This is a genomic window from Paenibacillus sp. G34, assembly GCF_056856875.1.
Map to the genome: position 1 here is coordinate 3,606,317 of NZ_CM166469.1, position 17,298 is coordinate 3,623,614.

Genomic DNA, 17,298 nt, shown 5'->3' on the forward strand with positions numbered 1-17,298 from the left:
TGCAGGCGATATCCTATAAGTAAAAGGAGGCTTACTGATGTCGCTATTGTTCTCTTCTACTGATATGGAAAATGGTCAGCTCCCGCTGGATCTGTGGCAAAGGGATGCTTATCGGTTGTTCTCCGCTAAGATGAGTGACCGGGAGGCCAGATTCCCATGCATTCCTGCAACCCAAGCATACGCACTGGGTCATCTTCGGTATGGATTTGTATTTCAGTCCGATCGTCTTTCTCTTGCGGAGCAATGTTCAAAAATTGTAACGGAATATGGAGCTTCTTCACGTTCCTTCGGAGATTATTCATCACTAGTCATTTTTTTTGAACAAGAAAAAGAACCGAAAGATGTGCTCGCTTACGAACAATCATTCTGGAACCTGTTAAGTGAGATGCGAACTCTCGATACCCAATCATGGCCAGCAGATATCCCGGAAGACCCGGAGAATCCCCTGTGGGAGTACTGTTATAACGATGAACGGTATTTCGTTTATTGCGGTACACCAGCCCATAGTTCAAGGCAAAGTCGCCATTTTCCTTATTTTATGCTTGCAATGACACCTCGCTGGGTACTTGATCTGTGGAATGAGCAGCCCCATCGGGCTGCAGCAATCGGCCCAAGAATTCGCTCCAGGCTTGCTGCCTACGACACTATTCCCGCGCATCCTGAATTAAAGCAGTACGGGGCAGAAGGTAATCTGGAATACAAACAGTATTTTCTGCGAGATGATGACACGGCTCCATCCAAGTGTCCTTTTCTACGCTCATTGCAGCAAGAAAAAGCGAGAGAATAAAATTTCACATTCTAAACAAGCTCTCCTCCGAATAAGCTTTATACCAGCCTGGAGTGTGAGGAGAGCGGAATTTTTTCATTTTCCACTTGTTATAAAGAGGTACATAGACCAGTCTAAAGAAGCTTTTCGAAATAGAAATGGACAAGCTGTGAGTTTCTTTTAATCCAACTTGTCAGAAAGGATATGATTATGGAGATTTATGTTAAGTTTATCCTGATTGGTCTTGCTATAGCGATGCCTGTAGGAGCCATCACGGTAGAGATGACCAAGCAGGGACTGCGAAATGGATTCCTTCATGGCTGGGCGGTCGGTCTGGGCGGTATGACACTAGATACGGCTTTGATTATTGCGATGTATTTTGGATTTGCTGCTCTGCTGTCCATTCCTTTCGTTCAGATTCCGTTATGGCTGGCTGGTGCGGGATTTTTGGCTTACTTGGGATATGACTCCATACGTAACTCAGATGTAAACCTGTCCGCAACGGATGGGAAGACAGTACAAGCCCCCTCCTTTTGGCGAACATATCGTAATGGTTTATTGGTTGCGATCTCCCCAGGAAATCTGATGTTTTGGGTTTCTGTCTTTGGTGTTGTGTTATCAGACTCCTATCAATCGGCTGGCAAGCTCAGTTTTATCTTTGCAGCAATCGGGATATTATGCGGCATTCTACTACATGATCTTGGCCTACTTACGATCGTTTCCATCACACGCAAAATGATGAGTCCCAAGATGGTACAACTCGTCTCCAGCCTGGCCGGAGTTCTTCTGATTGGCTTCGCGTTTTACTTTTTGTACAAATTTGTCATCGCACTATGGCAAGTTGTGTTTTAAGAATAAAACTCCTGTAACATTCCTTCTTTTTGCCTATCATCCGAATGGCTACACAATTAGCTTACAGCAAGATTGAAAAAAAGCTGCCCTTTCATGTAGAAAGGAGCAGCTTTTTCTATTGACGTTTACTTTAGAATGTAGAAGTTCGTTAATACGTTACTGGGAGTTGATTGGAGTACGATTGTTTATCTAATATCGATGTAACAATGGTGCACAAATGATTTTCTATTGTGAATTTTTCATATGGTGAATTTTTATAATTTCAATACAAATCTAAACAATTCCTCTAGCTGCTCATCGACCTCATACAGTAAGTTCATCAGTTGATCTGCATAAGGTCCAATCGCGGCTCTGCTGTCATTAAAATGAATCCATTCCAGCGTAACCGGGACTGGCACATGCCATACTAACGCTTCCCAGAGTGTGTCCATACTTTCGAAATGAGCTGGCTGCAACGAAAATTCGGTCTGAAGTATGCGCTGCAGATCCTCTACGCTTCGTATCGTTTTCCCATCAATGATCACTTTCACTTTTTTCATGTTTCTGAGCTCCTGGATTCCGTCGATTTGATATAAACAGAGCACCTACCATGATCAAAATAGCCAACGACCACCAGAACGTGGACATTGCGTTATCATGATCTATGATAATTAAGCGAATCACCGCTGTGATTCCGATATAAATAAAGTAACGAAGAGGAAAATGAAAATTAGACTTGAAGTACTTTACAATTAAAGCGATAAATTCAAAGTACAAAAAGAAAACGAGCAATTCGGACAACATCTCATAATAGCTATCCTGACGAGTTACAAAAGACTGGTATACAATTTGTACGATATACCATGTCTCACTAATTAGAAGTGCGCTTAAAGCCAAGGCCAGAAAGAACAGGCATATGTTCAGAAGCGCTTGTAGAATGTGTGGTGTTTTTTGGAATTTAGTCATTAAATCTTTCATTTGTCATGTCTCCTAGTTCAATACGTGATGTCAATTAATTGTTGTTTCATATGTTTTCTTCCTCGAAAAAGATACGTCTTGGCCGTATTTTCAGGTATATCATTCAACACGCTGATATCTTTGACGGTCATTTCCAAGTAGTACCGTTGATAGACATATTGCCTCCACTTCCCTGGAATCTGATAAAATGCATCATTGATCCGACGTTTGTGCTCGGAAGAAGTCTCGTTCTGGATCAGCCTTTCTTCAGGGCCAAGTTCGCGGGACACCAGATCAATTGTCGCATCTGGAGACGTCTTGCTATCCTCCGCATATAAGGAAGTTGTCGCTAGACTATGTCTCTTTTTCTTGCGCAGAACGTCCAGGCAAACATTTCTCCCGATGGTATAAATCCAGTTTACGACATTCTTTTGGGTGTTCATTTGTTCAATATGCGTATATACCCGCAGGAATGTCTCCTGCACGATATCATCTCGATCCTGTGGGTCTCGGAAATAGCGTGAAGCTAATCTCCATACCATCGATTGATAAGTGGCCATAAGTGACGTAAAAGTGGATTGGGTTGCAAATAAGGTACCTCTCATAGGTTTCTCTATCGGGTTCATTCTGATTCCTCCACAGATGTAATTAAACCCCTTGTGTTTTTATCTGAAAATTTCTTAAGCACTTCAACTGCAAGTTTTAGACCTTGGATTTTCTGAACTTCAACACAACACTGTAACTTGTTCCTTCTTTTTTACTCAAAAAGTCCCCTTGCATGCGGTTCATCATCCGGCTTATGATCTTCTCCCCCAAACCTGTACTTTCGGGAGAAATCTCTGCTATCTTAATGGTGTTAGTCAGTTGAATTTCAAATATCTCATCATTCGAGTTGAATGTAATACAGATTTCCTCCTTGGGTTCTGCGTACTTCAACAGATTCGAAAGAATGTTATCAAAGACCCTTCCTAGTTCCTCCAAATTCACCGTGATATAAACTTGCGGCAGTTCACCTATAATGCGGACTTTAAATTGCTCCTGCCGCAGAATGGCAATCTGATCGGATATGAGATCATAAATAGCCTCCTGCACAGCAATGCTCTCAAGGTCTGCCTCCTGTTCTTTATCCAAAAGGAAATAATCAAATAAATCATCGGACAGCTTCTTGAGTTGGATGGCTTTCCCGTATGCATTCATGATGTAACGGTCCTTGTCTGAAACGAATTCACCGTGTTCTTTCTTGGCAAACTCCAAATACATGATTAATGAGGTCAGCGGGGTACGCATATCATGAGACATTTCCGTGACAAGACCACGACTCTCTGTTTGTAAGGTTTCAATCGCATTCAGCTTATCCAGAAAGGCTTTACGCAGCTCCTCAATACTTTCAGCAATCATCGCTAATTCGTCATGACCCCGGATCGTCATCTCATACTCCAGTTCTCCGCCTTCAAGAATATGAATCTCCTCATGAATCGTTCTTAGATAGGAGAGACTTTGGCGAATGCCAAGCAGTACAATCAACAGAAAAATTATCGTGGCGCTGAGTAGTTCCAGCGTAAAAGCGATATCGTAATATCGGGATGAGAAAAACCCGTCAACCGTCACTCTCCCTTCACCGTCACTAAACATGACCGGAAATGAATGTTTTTGAACATATAGCGTTTCCCGCTCCACCCCGTACCCAGACTCATCTTCCGCCGAGTAATTGGAATCATATTGCAACACCTGATCTTTGTAGATAGTGAGCATAATGTAGTTTTCTTTTTTAACCCATTCCCCAAATGCCTTGCGATCGGTTGAAGATAAATTATTCGTCTCAACATACTTGCTAAACTTCGCAATCGATCGGGTAGACTCACTCTTATAGTACTCATCCGAGTTAAGGTATCTATCAATCAGCCCGTTACTGACTTTCTGCATCGTAATAAAGATCAGGCCACTTACCGTAGCAGCCAGCAAGATGATTAAAGCTAATTTTTTGGTCAACGTAAATTTACGGTGTGCCAAAACGATATCCTCTCCCCCATTCTGTTAGGATATAAACCGGGTGTGCCGGATCATCCTCGATCTTTGCACGCAATTTGCGAATGTGCACCATGACCGTATTGTTCGAACAGTAAAAATACGGCTGTTCCCATACACTCTCGTAAATATTTTGCGCAGAAAATATTTTGCTTCGTTTGCTCATCAAGAGCTTCAGGATGCGATACTCCAGATCAGATAGCTTGAGCTGCTGTCCTTCTTTCGAGACCTCATTAAAATGTTCATTGACTTTTAACTTCCCTCCAATAAGAAATGTATCCCCACTCTCCTTTTTTTCCTTATAAATCTTGTATCTGCGTAGTTGAGCGATGACCCGGGCATGAAGCTCTTCTTCTGAAAATGGCTTTGTCATATAGTCATCCCCGCCCGCCAAAAGCCCCTCCGTTTTGTCCAACGTGCTCGATTTAGCCGTTAGAAACAGAATGGGAACGTTGGAATAGGTTCTAATCTGCTCACATGTTTCGATCCCTGATAGACCTGGCATCATGATATCCAAAATCACCAAATCCAGCTCGTCATCTACGAGTTGCAACGCACGCTGCCCATCTCTGGCTTTTAATACCTCATAGCCCGCCCGTGTAAGGGACTCTTCTAATAGATCACCAATATCATGATCATCCTCTACGACTAATATCCGATGGGTCATGCCCTTCTCACCTCATGATTCCTGATGTTATTTATGTGTCCTCACTATATATCGTCCATAAGAAACACTTACGTTATAAATTAAATCACAAATCTTAACCATTTATGAAAGTAAGCATAAGTCACTTAATTGTCACAATTTCCGGAAAATAAAGCACCTTTCAGAAACTGTTAAGAATCATTCTTTATTGTTATTCAAGGTAAGAGCAGAGCAACATCTATATACAACATGATTCACTTGATGTTAAACATAACGATAAAAAGGAGATATGTTATGAATGAAAAAAAAGAGAACCTTGCACAACCGCTTAGTCTGAAGGAACGTGTCCATTTTCTGGATATCGTTCGAGGATTTGCTATGCTCGGCATTATTATTGTGAATTATTTTTTGATCGTAGACTCGGTGAAGGGATTTGATATGAATTCAAGCGATCTAGTCCACAACCTAGTTTCCACATTCGCCGAAGGAAAATTCATCACGTTATTTTCTTTTCTGTTTGGTGTTGGATTTATGATTTTTATGGACCGGGCTGCACAACGAGTGGAACATCCTCGAAAGCTTTTTGCCCGCAGGTTAATCATCCTATTCTGTATTGGATTATTGCACATCACCTTTATATGGGTTGGCGACATATTGACTTTTTACGCTGTAGCCGGATTTCTACTCCTTGCGTTCTATGCTCGGACTCCTAAAACAATATTGCGCTGGATTATTGCTCTTATATCGATGCAATTTCTAGCTTCCGTATTTATGATGATCTATAATGCGATGAGAACGGCATCTTCGGACATGCCAACATATTTCGATTTCACATTAAACAGTCATACCAGCCTAACCTACTGGGACTCCTTGATAGCAAGATGGGCAGACATGGGTGTTATGGCCGCAAGTTCATTTTCTACAGTTTATTCCATGTTCCTGATGTTCCTGATCGGTATGTATTTTGTAAAGATGGATTTCTTCACAAACATGGAATCAAAGCATTCAATTTGGAAGCGAATCTGGTTCATTAGCTTGGGTGCATTTATACTCACTCAATTAAGCACCATGCTGAATACACTTATTTCAAGTGAAAACACATTTTTGATGGAGCTTTTTATGACTCTGGCTCAACAGGGGAACTTAACCGGTAGCATGTTTTATATGAGCAGTCTCGCGATGCTGTTTTTGTATGTTCCTGCGCTCCGAAAAGCGTTGATGGTATTTACCAAAGTTGGACGTATGTCGCTGACCTGTTACCTCCTTCATTCGATCATTGGAACCATGCTTCTGCTTCCATATGGATTTGGATTGGCTAGTTCAATTAAACCTATTGGTACACTTATGCTTAGTATCGCTGTGTATGTTGTACTCATCATATTCGCCTCCTTGTGGCTACGACGCTTCAAGATCGGGCCAATGGAATCGATCTGGCGCAAGCTTACGTATGGTGAGCTCAGCTCTGCTTCCAGAACAGTGCCCGTAAAACTTGTGCAATCATTGAATAATGAAATGCGTCAATAAGCAGCAATTAAGCTCTAAACGTTTAGCGGATACGATATAATTTACACAAAAAGCCCCTAAGAAGGGGCTTTTTTGTGTACTGTTTATTTTTTCAATAAAAGAAGTTTAAACAAATGAACCATCTGGCACTTCTGGTGCACATTAAGTACGGGGTTGGTACGCGGTTAATACATGGTGTTTTCTTTTGAGGTTTGTTTATTGTGAATTTTTCATATGTTGAAATAACATAATATTAAGATATTAACAGTAATTTATGCTTTCTTCTCCTACACCTTCTCCTTCCTTCCTTTGAACACAAAAAAACTGCCAATTAAGGCAGTTTTTCAGCAAACGTGAACCATTCTCAACCACATATTAATGGAGATTTTTAATTTCAACTCAGATTAGATACGCCCTTTCCAATCGGCACGCGCTACTTCCTTCCAACGTGCACGAATGGCATCATATTGCTCCTGCTCGAGTTGACCCTTCGTTACAAGTTCAGCATTTTGCTGCCAACGATCTGGTTTGACGGTTCCTACAATGGCGGTATGCACACCTTCGGTGCTCAGCGTAAAGCGCAATGCGATTTCTACCACTCGTTGTGCTTCCTCGGTCAAAAAATCATATTTCAGCTCATTTAACCGTTTCCAATAATGATACGCATAATCTTCTTCGGTCACTTTATCATACATCCAAGCCACATTAGCAATCGGTCTTTTTGCGATGATGCCCATATTTCTTTTACGAGCTTCAGGTAAAGTTAGTTCAATCGCTTCCTGATCGGCAATATTCAACGACGTCTCCAGACTGTCAAATACACCTGTCCGAATAGCGTATAGTGCATCTGTTGTATCTCCGCTGTATCCGATAAAACGAGTTTTGCCTGCCTCTTTCGCTCGCTGTAACACTTCAATCACATCACCTTGCCGAAGCACTTCTTCCGAACAACTATGTAGGTGCACTACATCCACATAATCCGTTTTTAAGCGTTTCAGACTACGATCAATGGTTTGCTCAAGCACTTTGGCATCCCAGTCAGGCCCGTTCACACCTGCTGCATGTCCACATTTGGTAAACAGAAAATATTCTTGCCTGCGGTGTCCCAACACGTCACCGATTTTTTCCTCACTGTCACCGTAACATTCCGCTGTATCAATCATATTTAACCCGGCATCCAGAGCACGGTTAAGTAACAATTCTACGTCTGCCTTGGATGCATCCCGAATCTCAGAGCCTCCAAAACCAAGTGTACTGACTTTCATCCCGGTATTTCCGTAATTGCGAAGTTCCATTGTAATCCTCCTCCAAATTAGGGTAAGGCTTAAACACAATAAATACAATTCAGGAGACTTCCGTCGTTTTCGAATGATTTTTTTTCGCAGTTGCACGTTCACCTGTGTACACGTTTTCGTATTTCATGTTTTAGTTCAAGTTCATATGTTATTACCCGTTTACGCATAAGACGGCACATTTTTTTTAATTTTCTCTCTTACCATTGATACAGTACAACGTAAACACTTCTAAAAACCATAAATGGACATTCCGCCATCCACCAATATAGTCTGACCTGTGATATATCCGGATGCCTCCGAAGCAAGAAAAACAACAGGCCCAACAACCTCCTGTAATTCCCCAACACGCCCAAGCGGTGTGCGATTAATAATTTCTTGCAAATACTGCGGATCATCAAGCAGTTTCTCCGTTAATGGCGTGCGGAAATACCATGGCCCGACCGAGTTCACACGAATACCATATTTCCCCCACTCCAGCGCAAGCACCTTCGTCATATGGATTAAAGCCGCTTTCGTAGAGCCGTAAACGACACCTGTTCGCAATGCTGTATGTCCGCCTACCGATGAGATGTTAATAATTTTCCCGTCGCCATACTGCTTCATATGCTGACCAGCCAATTGTGAAGCAAAAAATGCCGATTTAAGATTCGTTTGCATGATCGTTTCCCACTGTTCCTCCGTCACTTCCAGCGCTGGCGTCCGAATGTTCATACCCGCATTGTTCACAAGAGTATGAATACGGCCCATCTCGGAAATCGCCTGCTGAAAAGTCTCTTCCAACTGCTCTTTAGAAGTTACGTCGGCACTGAGCGCGAGAGCTTTGCGCCCTGTCTGTTCACTTATTGTTGCTGCTGTCTCTTCGATCTCCTTCAAGGTGCGGGATACAAGCACAACATTGCTTCCCGATTCCGCCAGACCGATGGCAAGCGCTTTACCAATACCTCTGCCTGCACCTGTGACCAGTGCGGTTTGTCCATCAAGATGAAATGCTGATGCGGTCATATTAGACCTCCTTTGTTGTATTATGGTGTTCCAATTTACAGACATGTTTTACTATATCAGGTCACAAAATATTGACTAGGATTGCCCAATTCCGGATGGAATTTTTCTCGGAAACGTCCTCCGGTATAATCCCCAATGATTTTACGCCAGAACGCCTGCGCAATCACATTATTTCGAACCTGTGTCACTTTCCACCGTCCGGGGAAACGTTTAAACAATTCGTATGCAGCATTAGTTCCAACACCACTACGTCTGTATTTTTGCATAACAAAAAATTCTGTCAAATAGTAGTCATTATCCTTGCTCCCGGGATCTAATTTCTCCACAAGTGCAAATCCCGCCGGAACCCCATCACTCGTAATCAAAAAGGGGAATTTGCGTCCTTTCTCCTTCCAGAAAGCCTCCAGACCCGGGTACTCCGGAAAAATACCATTGTGATCGACATCAATATTCAGATATTTGGTAAAATCATAAAGATAAAATTGCATGAGATGTCGAATCACCTGACTGCGTTCGCGGGGAACCAGTTCAATCTGCATATTCATGTGGTTCGCCTCCTCTGACCTGCATGTATAACATACTCTAAACTTTTATAAGATGAAGGGCAACAATGTGACAAAGTGTAACCTGTGCAGCCCGATGCCTACCGTACTATCAGTATAATCAACAGGATGATTGCATGTAAATTATGGTACACTTAATATACTTGTAGAAAAATAATCATTCACATGGAGGTGCCGAACTTGACCAACGTGCAAAAAGAGATTGACCGACGTAAGCTGGATGAAAAACTACCATCAATGCCCTGGTTTGTTCAGCAATTCATTGACTATAAATTGCCTGATCTATCCCCCTCTACACTGCTGGAGTACTTGAGGGATTATGATACATTTTTCAGCTGGCTACGTGCAGAAGGGTTGTCTCAAGCAGAATCAAACCAAGGGATAACTTTGACCGAACTGGAAGTACTCCGTATGGATTCGGTGACTGCCTACCGACTTTTCCTGACTACCAGACGTGAGGGGACCAATTCGAGAATTACGGTTTCACGCAAGCTTTCTTCCCTGCGCTCGTTATTTCATTATTTAAGTCAAATTGCTGAAGATGAAGACTTCTATCCACTACTCAAACGTAATATCATGGCAAAGATTGAGATCAAGCGCACGCATAAACCAAAAGACACTGCCGCAAAACTGAAAGGAAAAATATTAGAAGAAAATGAGTTGCTCGAATTCATCGGTTACATTCTTGAAGGCTACGCCATTGATATGCAGAAGAACAAACAGGCCCTCTATTCCCATGAGCTGAACAAAGAACGAGATGCATGTATTGCGAGCCTTATCCTCAACTCAGGTCTGCGTGTATCCGAAGTCGTTAACCTGAATGTGGATGACCTCGATCTGGGCAATAAATTGCTTTATGTTTATCGCAAAGGTAATAATGATGAAACGTACAAAACGCCCGTATATTTCAGAGAACAGGCCAAAGACGAACTAGCAGCCTATACAAGCCTGCGCCAATCACGTTATCGTACACCCAAACGAGAAAAAGCGCTCTTCATCGCACTCCGTAACGGGGAATCCGAGGGTAGCCGAATGACCAAACGTGCAATTCAGGCGATGATCATGAAATACGCTAAATGTTTTGGCAAACCGTATCTGACCGTGCATAAATTACGCCATTCTTTTGCCACCGACTATTATTTGCAAAATGATATCTATAAAACAAAAGAACAGCTCGGCCACGCTTCCACCGAAACGACCGAAATTTATGCTCATCTGACTGACAAAACGATGTCAGAGGCTATTGAACGCCGTGTCGAAGATAATGCTTAATGCTAGAATGATGTTAAAAGCCCAACTAAAGATATAGCTCGATTAATGTGTCATTACAAGAGTCGCAGACACTTGCATTTTATGGTTGCATCCTTGTCATGAAGCGGAGTACTGTATGCTACACGTGTTGCGAAATAATCACAGAGGAAATTGCAGGCCAATCGAAGAAACAGGGTTAACACAGGAATCAATTACAAAGCACCTTGAAGCTTGATAGAGGTTAAAATGGAGGTTAACCATTCGATTGATGGCCTGCTGTCTCATTTATACTTCATATTTTTTTAGATTTAATTTATAGTTGTAACAATCGTACTTCATATTTTTTAGAGTCATAGATCAAATTTGCACTTGTAACAATATACATATAAAATCATGGGTATGAAGTGCAATCTTTGTTATATCTGAGACAGTTAGAAGCGCTACTTTTTACGTGTTTATCTCTGTGTATCTGTGTATCTGTGTGTGTATGTGTATCTGTGTATCTATGTGTGTATGTGTATCTTTGTATCTGTGTGTGTATGTGTATCTTTGTATCTGTGTATCTCTGTGTGCATGTGTATCTATGTTCGCATCTGGATGTGCACGCGATGCATATTTGTATTCAGGAAAATGGTTTACATAATTATAGTTACGTTATAAATTGAGTACTCAACAGCTCTTCATTATTCTAACGATCTTAGATGAGCTTATTTGGCCCATATAGGGTTAGCTGTAATTCTAACGATCACTAGAGTCCTTATTTGGCCAAAAATTTAGATCAAACACCTATTTTCATATGCATTCATTGAAATAAGCTCTCCTGTGATCGTTAGAAAATAAAATCGTTATAATTCGACGAAATAGCGTCTGTGGTGATCGTTAGAGGAACGGCACATTCCTGCTCCCACATTTGATGCCGGATTGATCAAATTAATTACTTTTATGGCATTTGCCTTCCACTATTTAATTATCCTAAACTTATATCATCGTTTTATTTCATAGGTTTATTTCATAGGTTATTTCACACTATTTACTTCCACAACACTTTCCTTCACACAACTTGCTACCTTAGCACGATTGCCCCTCACTCTACTTGCTTTCACATATTTGTTTTACTTAGCCGAAGCACAGCATTTACAATGACGTCCGGTTCATGAAACAGGTACCTTGGCAATTTTTTTTCTCTGCGTGACTCTGCCTCTGTTTCTGTTTCTGTCTTTGTTCCTGTTTCTGTCTCTATTTCTTCTGCTTCTGCTTCTGCTTCTGCTTCATTGTCAGAATTTATTTCGCCCTTTGCCCCTACTGAACCCTGCCCTGTATCTAACTCTTTATTTGTATTTGTATTTGCATCTGAATCTGTATCTCTTTCTTCTTCTGCCTCCGATGCTGCTTCCTCCATAAGCTTTGGCGACCAAAAAACAATGCCGACGACCTGTTGAAGCTTGCGCACCAGCGTCAGATCAAGAGCTTCACGCACCATCACCAATTTAGGATACGAGGCATCCTTGAACCCTTCAATGACGATCCAGTCATAGTCTGACAACTGGTTCAGCATCTCCTCAAGCGGAGTGTTATGCTGCTTCATGATCGCCGTTCTGTTCTTAGACATTACTACAACTGCCGCAGCACCGGCCTTGCCAAATTGATACGAGTCCGTACCTTCCTGATCCATCTCAAAATGATCATGCCCATCATGTTTAATGGCAGCCACTTTCAAACCTTTGGCAGCAAACCCAGCGATCAACGCAGCTGTCATTGTTGTTTTGCCTGTATTTTTATATCCAACCACTTGGATAATTTGTGGTCGTACTGCATTTGTTCTATCCATGTCCTGTTACCTTATATGCCCGGCAGGAAGTTTGAGAATCGTGACCTGTTCTCCTGCGGCAATACCTTTTTTCTCAGGCGGAATCACAATCAGGCAATCACTGTCTTTGATTGTGATCATGACACTCGACTCATCCACACGGGAGGCTGCTGGAGCTGCATATACTCTCCCATTCCGAATCATGGTACGCCCGCGTACAAAACGCGTGAAATTGTTCACTTTGGCGTAACCGTCCTCTAAGATTGCACTCCACTCTTCCAGGTAAGGATGGGCATCCGCCTGCATCGCACGAAGTGTTGGACGCACAAACAGATTAAATCCAACAAAACAGGCTCCCGGATTACCTGATAATGCAAATAACAGCTTGTCCCTATATACAGCAGCTGTAGTTACACTACCTGGACGCATCGTAACTTTGTTGAAGAGAAGCTGCATTTGTTCTTCGAGCACGAGTTCGCCCATAATATCGTAGTCACCAACCGACACGCCGCCTGTCGTCACAACGATATCATTGTCCCTGATCGCTTCCTCCAGCTTGGCTCTTGCTGTATTCACATCGTCTGCGATGGCTCCGTACATGATCGGCTCTCCCCCCGCTTCAATAACCAGAGAACGCAGCATATAACTGTTGCTGTTGCGAATCCGGCCAGGCTGCAAAGGCTCATGAATGTCAAGCAACTCCGTTCCTGTAGCAAAAATAGCCACCCTTGGCCGTTCAAAAACCGGAACTTCAGCCACACCAAATGTTGCCAGCACAGACTGTTCACCAGCTCCAATCACTGTACCGGCTTCGATCAACATCTGTCCCTCCTGCACTTCGAGCCCAATTGGAGTAATATTAGCTCCAGCTTGAATCTGACGTTTCAGTGCGATCCATTGCTCACCTTGTTCCTGCTTGCTTTCCGTCATCTCCATCATTACTACAGCATCCGCACCATCCGGTACTTGAGCACCGGTCATGATTCTAGCTGCCGTCCCAGGTGTAATATGTTGTTCTGGTGTATATCCGCACGGGATTTCATCAATAACACGAAACCAAACCTGATGTTCACTTGTCGCCTCAGCCGTGTCTGCACTTTGAATCGCGAAACCATCCATACCTGATCTACGGAAAAAAGGATACGCATGCGGCGCCTCAATCGACTCTGCAAGTGTCCGGCCGTGTGAGTCACCAAGAGGTACATGTTCAATCCGTCCTGTGAATACCCGGGCAGCAATTCTGGCCTGCCCTTCGCTCACTTGTAAAGCCGTACGATGGAATTTGGCAGTGCTCATATCATATGAATGTGAACTTTGTTTCACAGTAGCATTCCTCCTGAAATCTTTTCTCATTTAAGAAAGTGTAGCCCGAATATACGCTGATGACAAGTCGATTGCTCACTGAATCAGAACAGAAAAACTGCATATGTACCTGAACAGACACATTCTAAATGGGTTAACCAATGAGCTTTACCGGAAGAATCCATAGCTACGTCTCTACCAATGTGTTTATGCTCACAACTAGCGACATGAAATAATGTGTATATGCACATAATAGCATTCGAAAACAGGAGGTGATCGCGATGAATCATCATTGTGAGTTATGCGGGAGAGAACCTGTTGAAACAACAGTTCATCATCTAACACCAAAGGAAATGGGCGGTAGCTTCATGCCCACAGCTACTCTATGCATTCCTTGCCACAAACAAATTCATTCCTTATTTACGAATCGGGATCTCGTTACGCTGGGACTGACGGACCTGCAATCTCTACGGACAGATGAACGGATCATTCCTTACCTGCGCTGGATACGTAAACAACCTGCTTCTACGATCCCTCGCGTTCGTAAGTCCCATCACGTTCGTAAATCTTAAAAAAATAACAGTAACAAGATGCTCACTGCCACATTCGTCAGTCTCACCCTGTTACTGTTATTTTGTCCTGTATATAATGATCATCCTTTAAATCACAATCATTCCTTACATCAAAATTACCAGGCTCGCGAGATGTTATCTTCGCCTCATAATTCTGCCGCCACCGACCCTGGTCTTTGGCTTTTTATAGGATTTTTTCGGTGAATCAAACAATCCACCCAAGCCACCACTACTTTTGTTGCGATCAATGCTTCCTCTGCTTTGATCCTTTTTACGGTCAAACAACCCGCCTCCAGAACCAACACTTGTGTCCTTGTCACTACCGCGCCGAGTAATGGAGCCTTTCCGCTCAACGGTAAGAGGTGGAGCCAGTTTTTTATCATTACTCGTTGGGGCACGGTAAGAGCCAGCACTCGGTTTGTACGTATCCCTATCTGTGTATCCACGATAATTTCCAGAGCCGCGTCCACCAAAAGTGTCAAATAAATTCCCAATTAAAGTTGCCGTCAGATAGCCTTGTAAGAAGGAAGAGCTATAGTTCTGACGCACATATTCCTTGGAATCCACTTCAACGAGCGTATCTTCTGGCTTCTTGGGATCTTGTTGCAGATGATAATATTGATCCTGATACACCAGAAACATGCGTTCTGTACTTTCTGCCGAAATCTGATCCGGTTTTCGTTGATCGGACAGTTCCTTTGCCACTTCAGGAACCGTGCGATCTGCAGCCCGGTACACATAAGACGTGGATTGACCGCTGCCACTTACCGATTCAAGAGGATATGTATCCTGTACGGAAGGAGCAGCACCGCACGCAGACAACAGAGACATCACAAGGCTGAGGACCAGCATTAATTTTAATCCATGTGCCAAGCGTTTTTTCATTGGAACCTCTCCTAGTTCGAACGAATCACTTTGATATCCGCAGGAAGAATGGACTCACCTTCATAGAGGTTAAATCTTCTGTCTTGCCATTCCACACGAAGAAGTTTGTTATCATCCGATTGATACTGCCACACAAGCTGCTCACCAGCCTGACCATAAGGTGTTCTGCCGACGGTCTGGACCATACCTCCATACTCTTCCTCCAAATGATACACATGATCATCCAGTTCAAGAATGGTAGGCACCTCGTCTGGGGCATCAAGTCTTCCGTCAATAGGTGTATACAGGGCGTAACGTGTGATCTCACGTTCTTCCACATGTAGGTATCGGAATGAACTACCATCCTGCAACGTTAATACAACCGCATTACGAGCCCGATTTTGCACCCTGCCGACCACTTCATAAGTGACCAGAGACACTTCGCAGATATCACCAGGAGCAAGCTGAAGCATCGTTTTTTCCGCTTTGGGCGGCTCTGGCTTTGTTAGTATTCCTTTTATACGTTTCCATACACTCATGCCAATTACTCCTGTTCCTTATCTTATCGGCTTACAGGCAAGCTGCAATGATCAAGGCGCCTACGATATGCAAAGCACCGGAGAACAATCCATACCCTGTCTTACCTTGCTGTATTCCCGTATCCAGATCCAATGTGGCCCATCTGCGAATCATAAAGTGAACCACACTTTCCAGAATCAATAAAATGATGAAAGATACGACAGAAACGAGCAACGCTTCTCCAAGATGTCCTGCCGTTGAGATGGATGTTGCCAGCACGTAACCTTGCGCAAACAACTTCATCACCATCCGGGTGGTTACCGCCATATTACCAGCCTTGACTTCAGCAAAGTCCTTGTATTTCGTAAAGAGTGAATCCACGTACATCAGCACAAACAGCAAAACCGAACCTGAAACTGTCCAGACCAGCATCGCCAAAATGTTCAAATCCATTTACACAGCCTCCACTTATCAACATGATTCGCATTTAAAAGCGAAGGAGAAACATTGTTCTCCTCCGCTGATTAACCCTGCTGACTGCCAAGGTGTTAGTTTTTATTCTCGTACTGTTTCATAAGAGCAGCAAGTTCGTCCTCAACAGCCGCATCTTTACCCAGCTTCTCGAACTCTTCGTCAAGCGACTTGCCTTTGGAAGACATTTCGTTGCTTGCTTCCGCCTGTGCTTCCATCTGCATCATCTTCTCTTCCATACGTTTCATGCCTGCGCTAGCGGTGTCCGCGCTAAATCCATTCAGTGCTTTATTGATTTCCGTTTGTGCTTTAGCTGCATTATAACGAGCAACGAGCGTTTCACGTTTATTTTTCATTTGAGTCAATTGTTTGCGCATCTCATCAAGCTTACCACGAAGATTGTCTGCAGACGCTTTGTTTTGATCGTAGCTGGCTTTGTATTCCACCATTTTCTCTTCTGCTGCTTTTTTCTCTTCCAGAGCGCGGCGAGCAAGGTCCATGTTCTGTGCACGAGCTGCCGTGTGAGCCTGCTCTTCACGTTTCTTCACAAGTGCTTCCTGTTCCTCGAACAATTGCTTAAACTTCTTCTCGATCGCGATTTGTGAAGCTACTGCTTTCTCTGCATCTTCCAGGTCTTCTTGCATGTCACGGATATATTGATCCGTCATCTTAATTGGATCTTCAGCTTTGTCGATAATCGCATTAATGTTGGACATTGTAAGGTCGCGTAATCTTTTAAAAATGGACATTTGGTTTATTCCTCCCAGTGGATAGTGCGTTGTATATAAAGATACATACGCAGCAAACTGCAACTCGTTTCAATTTTGCAAAAAAAAAATTAAAACTTGATGACAACCTCTAATATAAGGAGGATTACCACTTCAGATTTCACTTATCCAGACATCTAACTTTTGGCTTGTTACG

19 protein-coding genes are annotated in these 17,298 nt (G+C 42.9%); 5 read left to right on the top strand and 14 right to left on the bottom strand.

Annotated features, from left to right (window positions below):
* The first annotated feature begins 37 nt into the window (after positions 1 to 37).
* Both AC1VYS_RS16240 and AC1VYS_RS16245 read left to right on the top strand, forming a co-directional pair.
* The gene (locus tag AC1VYS_RS16240; protein WP_482910569.1) at positions 38 to 787 is read left to right on the top strand and encodes a YqcI/YcgG family protein; all 750 of its coding nucleotides are present in this window, start codon (positions 38 to 40) and stop codon (positions 785 to 787) included.
* A gap of 189 nt (positions 788 to 976) precedes the next feature.
* On the top strand, positions 977 to 1,618 hold the full coding sequence (locus tag AC1VYS_RS16245) for a LysE family transporter (RefSeq protein ID WP_482915027.1): 642 nt from the start codon (positions 977 to 979) through the stop codon (positions 1,616 to 1,618).
* Positions 1,619 to 1,872: 254 nt separating this feature from the next.
* On the opposite strand, the gene AC1VYS_RS16250 is transcribed toward AC1VYS_RS16245, so the two are convergent.
* The 5 genes from AC1VYS_RS16250 to AC1VYS_RS16270 all read right to left on the bottom strand — a co-directional run bounded on the left by AC1VYS_RS16250 (position 1,873) and on the right by AC1VYS_RS16270 (position 5,246).
* Positions 1,873 to 2,157 carry a barstar family protein gene (locus AC1VYS_RS16250; protein WP_482910570.1) on the bottom strand — a complete coding sequence of 95 codons (285 nt, stop codon included), beginning with the start codon at positions 2,155 to 2,157 and terminating at the stop codon, positions 1,873 to 1,875.
* On the bottom strand, positions 2,132 to 2,575 hold the full coding sequence (psiE, locus tag AC1VYS_RS16255) for a phosphate-starvation-inducible protein PsiE (protein WP_482910571.1): 444 nt from the start codon (positions 2,573 to 2,575) through the stop codon (positions 2,132 to 2,134). Before psiE ends, AC1VYS_RS16250 begins: the two co-directional genes overlap by 26 nt.
* A gap of 17 nt (positions 2,576 to 2,592) precedes the next feature.
* Positions 2,593 to 3,180, bottom strand: coding sequence for an RNA polymerase sigma factor (locus AC1VYS_RS16260; protein WP_482910572.1), 588 nt, complete (start codon positions 3,178 to 3,180; stop codon positions 2,593 to 2,595).
* 76 nt (positions 3,181 to 3,256) lie between these two features.
* Positions 3,257 to 4,564, bottom strand: a complete 1,308-nt coding sequence (locus AC1VYS_RS16265; protein ID WP_482910573.1) for a HAMP domain-containing sensor histidine kinase — start codon at positions 4,562 to 4,564, stop codon at positions 3,257 to 3,259.
* Positions 4,551 to 5,246, bottom strand: a complete 696-nt coding sequence (locus AC1VYS_RS16270) for a response regulator transcription factor (protein ID WP_482910574.1) — start codon at positions 5,244 to 5,246, stop codon at positions 4,551 to 4,553. The genes AC1VYS_RS16265 and AC1VYS_RS16270 overlap by 14 nt, the downstream gene beginning before the upstream one ends.
* Before the next feature lie 273 nt (positions 5,247 to 5,519).
* Between AC1VYS_RS16270 and AC1VYS_RS16275 the strand changes: the two genes are divergently transcribed.
* A complete protein-coding gene (locus tag AC1VYS_RS16275; protein ID WP_482910575.1) occupies positions 5,520 to 6,749 on the top strand; it encodes a DUF418 domain-containing protein in 1,230 nt (409 codons plus the stop codon).
* 383 nt (positions 6,750 to 7,132) lie between these two features.
* On the opposite strand, the gene AC1VYS_RS16280 is transcribed toward AC1VYS_RS16275, so the two are convergent.
* The 3 genes from AC1VYS_RS16280 to AC1VYS_RS16290 all read right to left on the bottom strand — a co-directional run bounded on the left by AC1VYS_RS16280 (position 7,133) and on the right by AC1VYS_RS16290 (position 9,570).
* Entirely contained in the window at positions 7,133 to 8,023 is an 891-nt protein-coding gene (locus AC1VYS_RS16280) for an aldo/keto reductase (RefSeq protein WP_482910576.1), read from the bottom strand.
* 228 nt (positions 8,024 to 8,251) lie between these two features.
* Positions 8,252 to 9,025 carry an SDR family NAD(P)-dependent oxidoreductase gene (locus tag AC1VYS_RS16285; protein WP_482910577.1) on the bottom strand — a complete coding sequence of 258 codons (774 nt, stop codon included), beginning with the start codon at positions 9,023 to 9,025 and terminating at the stop codon, positions 8,252 to 8,254.
* 56 nt (positions 9,026 to 9,081) lie between these two features.
* A complete protein-coding gene (locus AC1VYS_RS16290; RefSeq protein WP_482910578.1) occupies positions 9,082 to 9,570 on the bottom strand; it encodes a GNAT family N-acetyltransferase in 489 nt (162 codons plus the stop codon).
* Between the two features lie 198 nt (positions 9,571 to 9,768).
* On the opposite strand from AC1VYS_RS16290, the gene xerS reads away from it, so the two are divergent.
* On the top strand, positions 9,769 to 10,860 hold the full coding sequence (xerS, locus tag AC1VYS_RS16295; protein ID WP_441927421.1) for a tyrosine recombinase XerS: 1,092 nt from the start codon (positions 9,769 to 9,771) through the stop codon (positions 10,858 to 10,860).
* Between the two features lie 1,078 nt (positions 10,861 to 11,938).
* Here the strand turns inward: xerS and mobB are convergent.
* Both mobB and AC1VYS_RS16305 read right to left on the bottom strand, forming a co-directional pair.
* A complete protein-coding gene (gene mobB / locus AC1VYS_RS16300) occupies positions 11,939 to 12,667 on the bottom strand; it encodes a molybdopterin-guanine dinucleotide biosynthesis protein B (RefSeq protein WP_482910579.1) in 729 nt (242 codons plus the stop codon).
* 6 nt (positions 12,668 to 12,673) lie between these two features.
* Entirely contained in the window at positions 12,674 to 13,942 is a 1,269-nt protein-coding gene (locus AC1VYS_RS16305; protein WP_482915028.1) for a molybdopterin molybdotransferase MoeA, read from the bottom strand.
* A 287-nt stretch (positions 13,943 to 14,229) separates the two neighbouring features.
* Here AC1VYS_RS16305 and AC1VYS_RS16310 point away from each other — a divergent pair, with 287 nt between their 5' ends.
* The gene (locus tag AC1VYS_RS16310) at positions 14,230 to 14,520 is read left to right on the top strand and encodes an HNH endonuclease (RefSeq protein ID WP_482910580.1); all 291 of its coding nucleotides are present in this window, start codon (positions 14,230 to 14,232) and stop codon (positions 14,518 to 14,520) included.
* A 135-nt stretch (positions 14,521 to 14,655) separates the two neighbouring features.
* Here the strand turns inward: AC1VYS_RS16310 and AC1VYS_RS16315 are convergent, their stop codons facing one another.
* From AC1VYS_RS16315 to AC1VYS_RS16330, 4 genes are all read right to left on the bottom strand, one after another.
* A complete protein-coding gene (locus AC1VYS_RS16315) occupies positions 14,656 to 15,405 on the bottom strand; it encodes a DUF4247 domain-containing protein (protein WP_482910581.1) in 750 nt (249 codons plus the stop codon).
* 11 nt (positions 15,406 to 15,416) lie between these two features.
* Positions 15,417 to 15,923, bottom strand: coding sequence for a DUF4178 domain-containing protein (locus tag AC1VYS_RS16320; RefSeq protein ID WP_145331492.1), 507 nt, complete (start codon positions 15,921 to 15,923; stop codon positions 15,417 to 15,419).
* A 31-nt stretch (positions 15,924 to 15,954) separates the two neighbouring features.
* Positions 15,955 to 16,356 carry a DUF350 domain-containing protein gene (locus tag AC1VYS_RS16325; RefSeq protein ID WP_441927431.1) on the bottom strand — a complete coding sequence of 134 codons (402 nt, stop codon included), beginning with the start codon at positions 16,354 to 16,356 and terminating at the stop codon, positions 15,955 to 15,957.
* A gap of 95 nt (positions 16,357 to 16,451) precedes the next feature.
* Positions 16,452 to 17,123: a PspA/IM30 family protein gene (locus AC1VYS_RS16330; protein ID WP_441927433.1), complete on the bottom strand. Its 672-nt coding sequence runs from the start codon at positions 17,121 to 17,123 to the stop codon at positions 16,452 to 16,454.
* Positions 17,124 to 17,298: the final 175 nt, after the last annotated feature.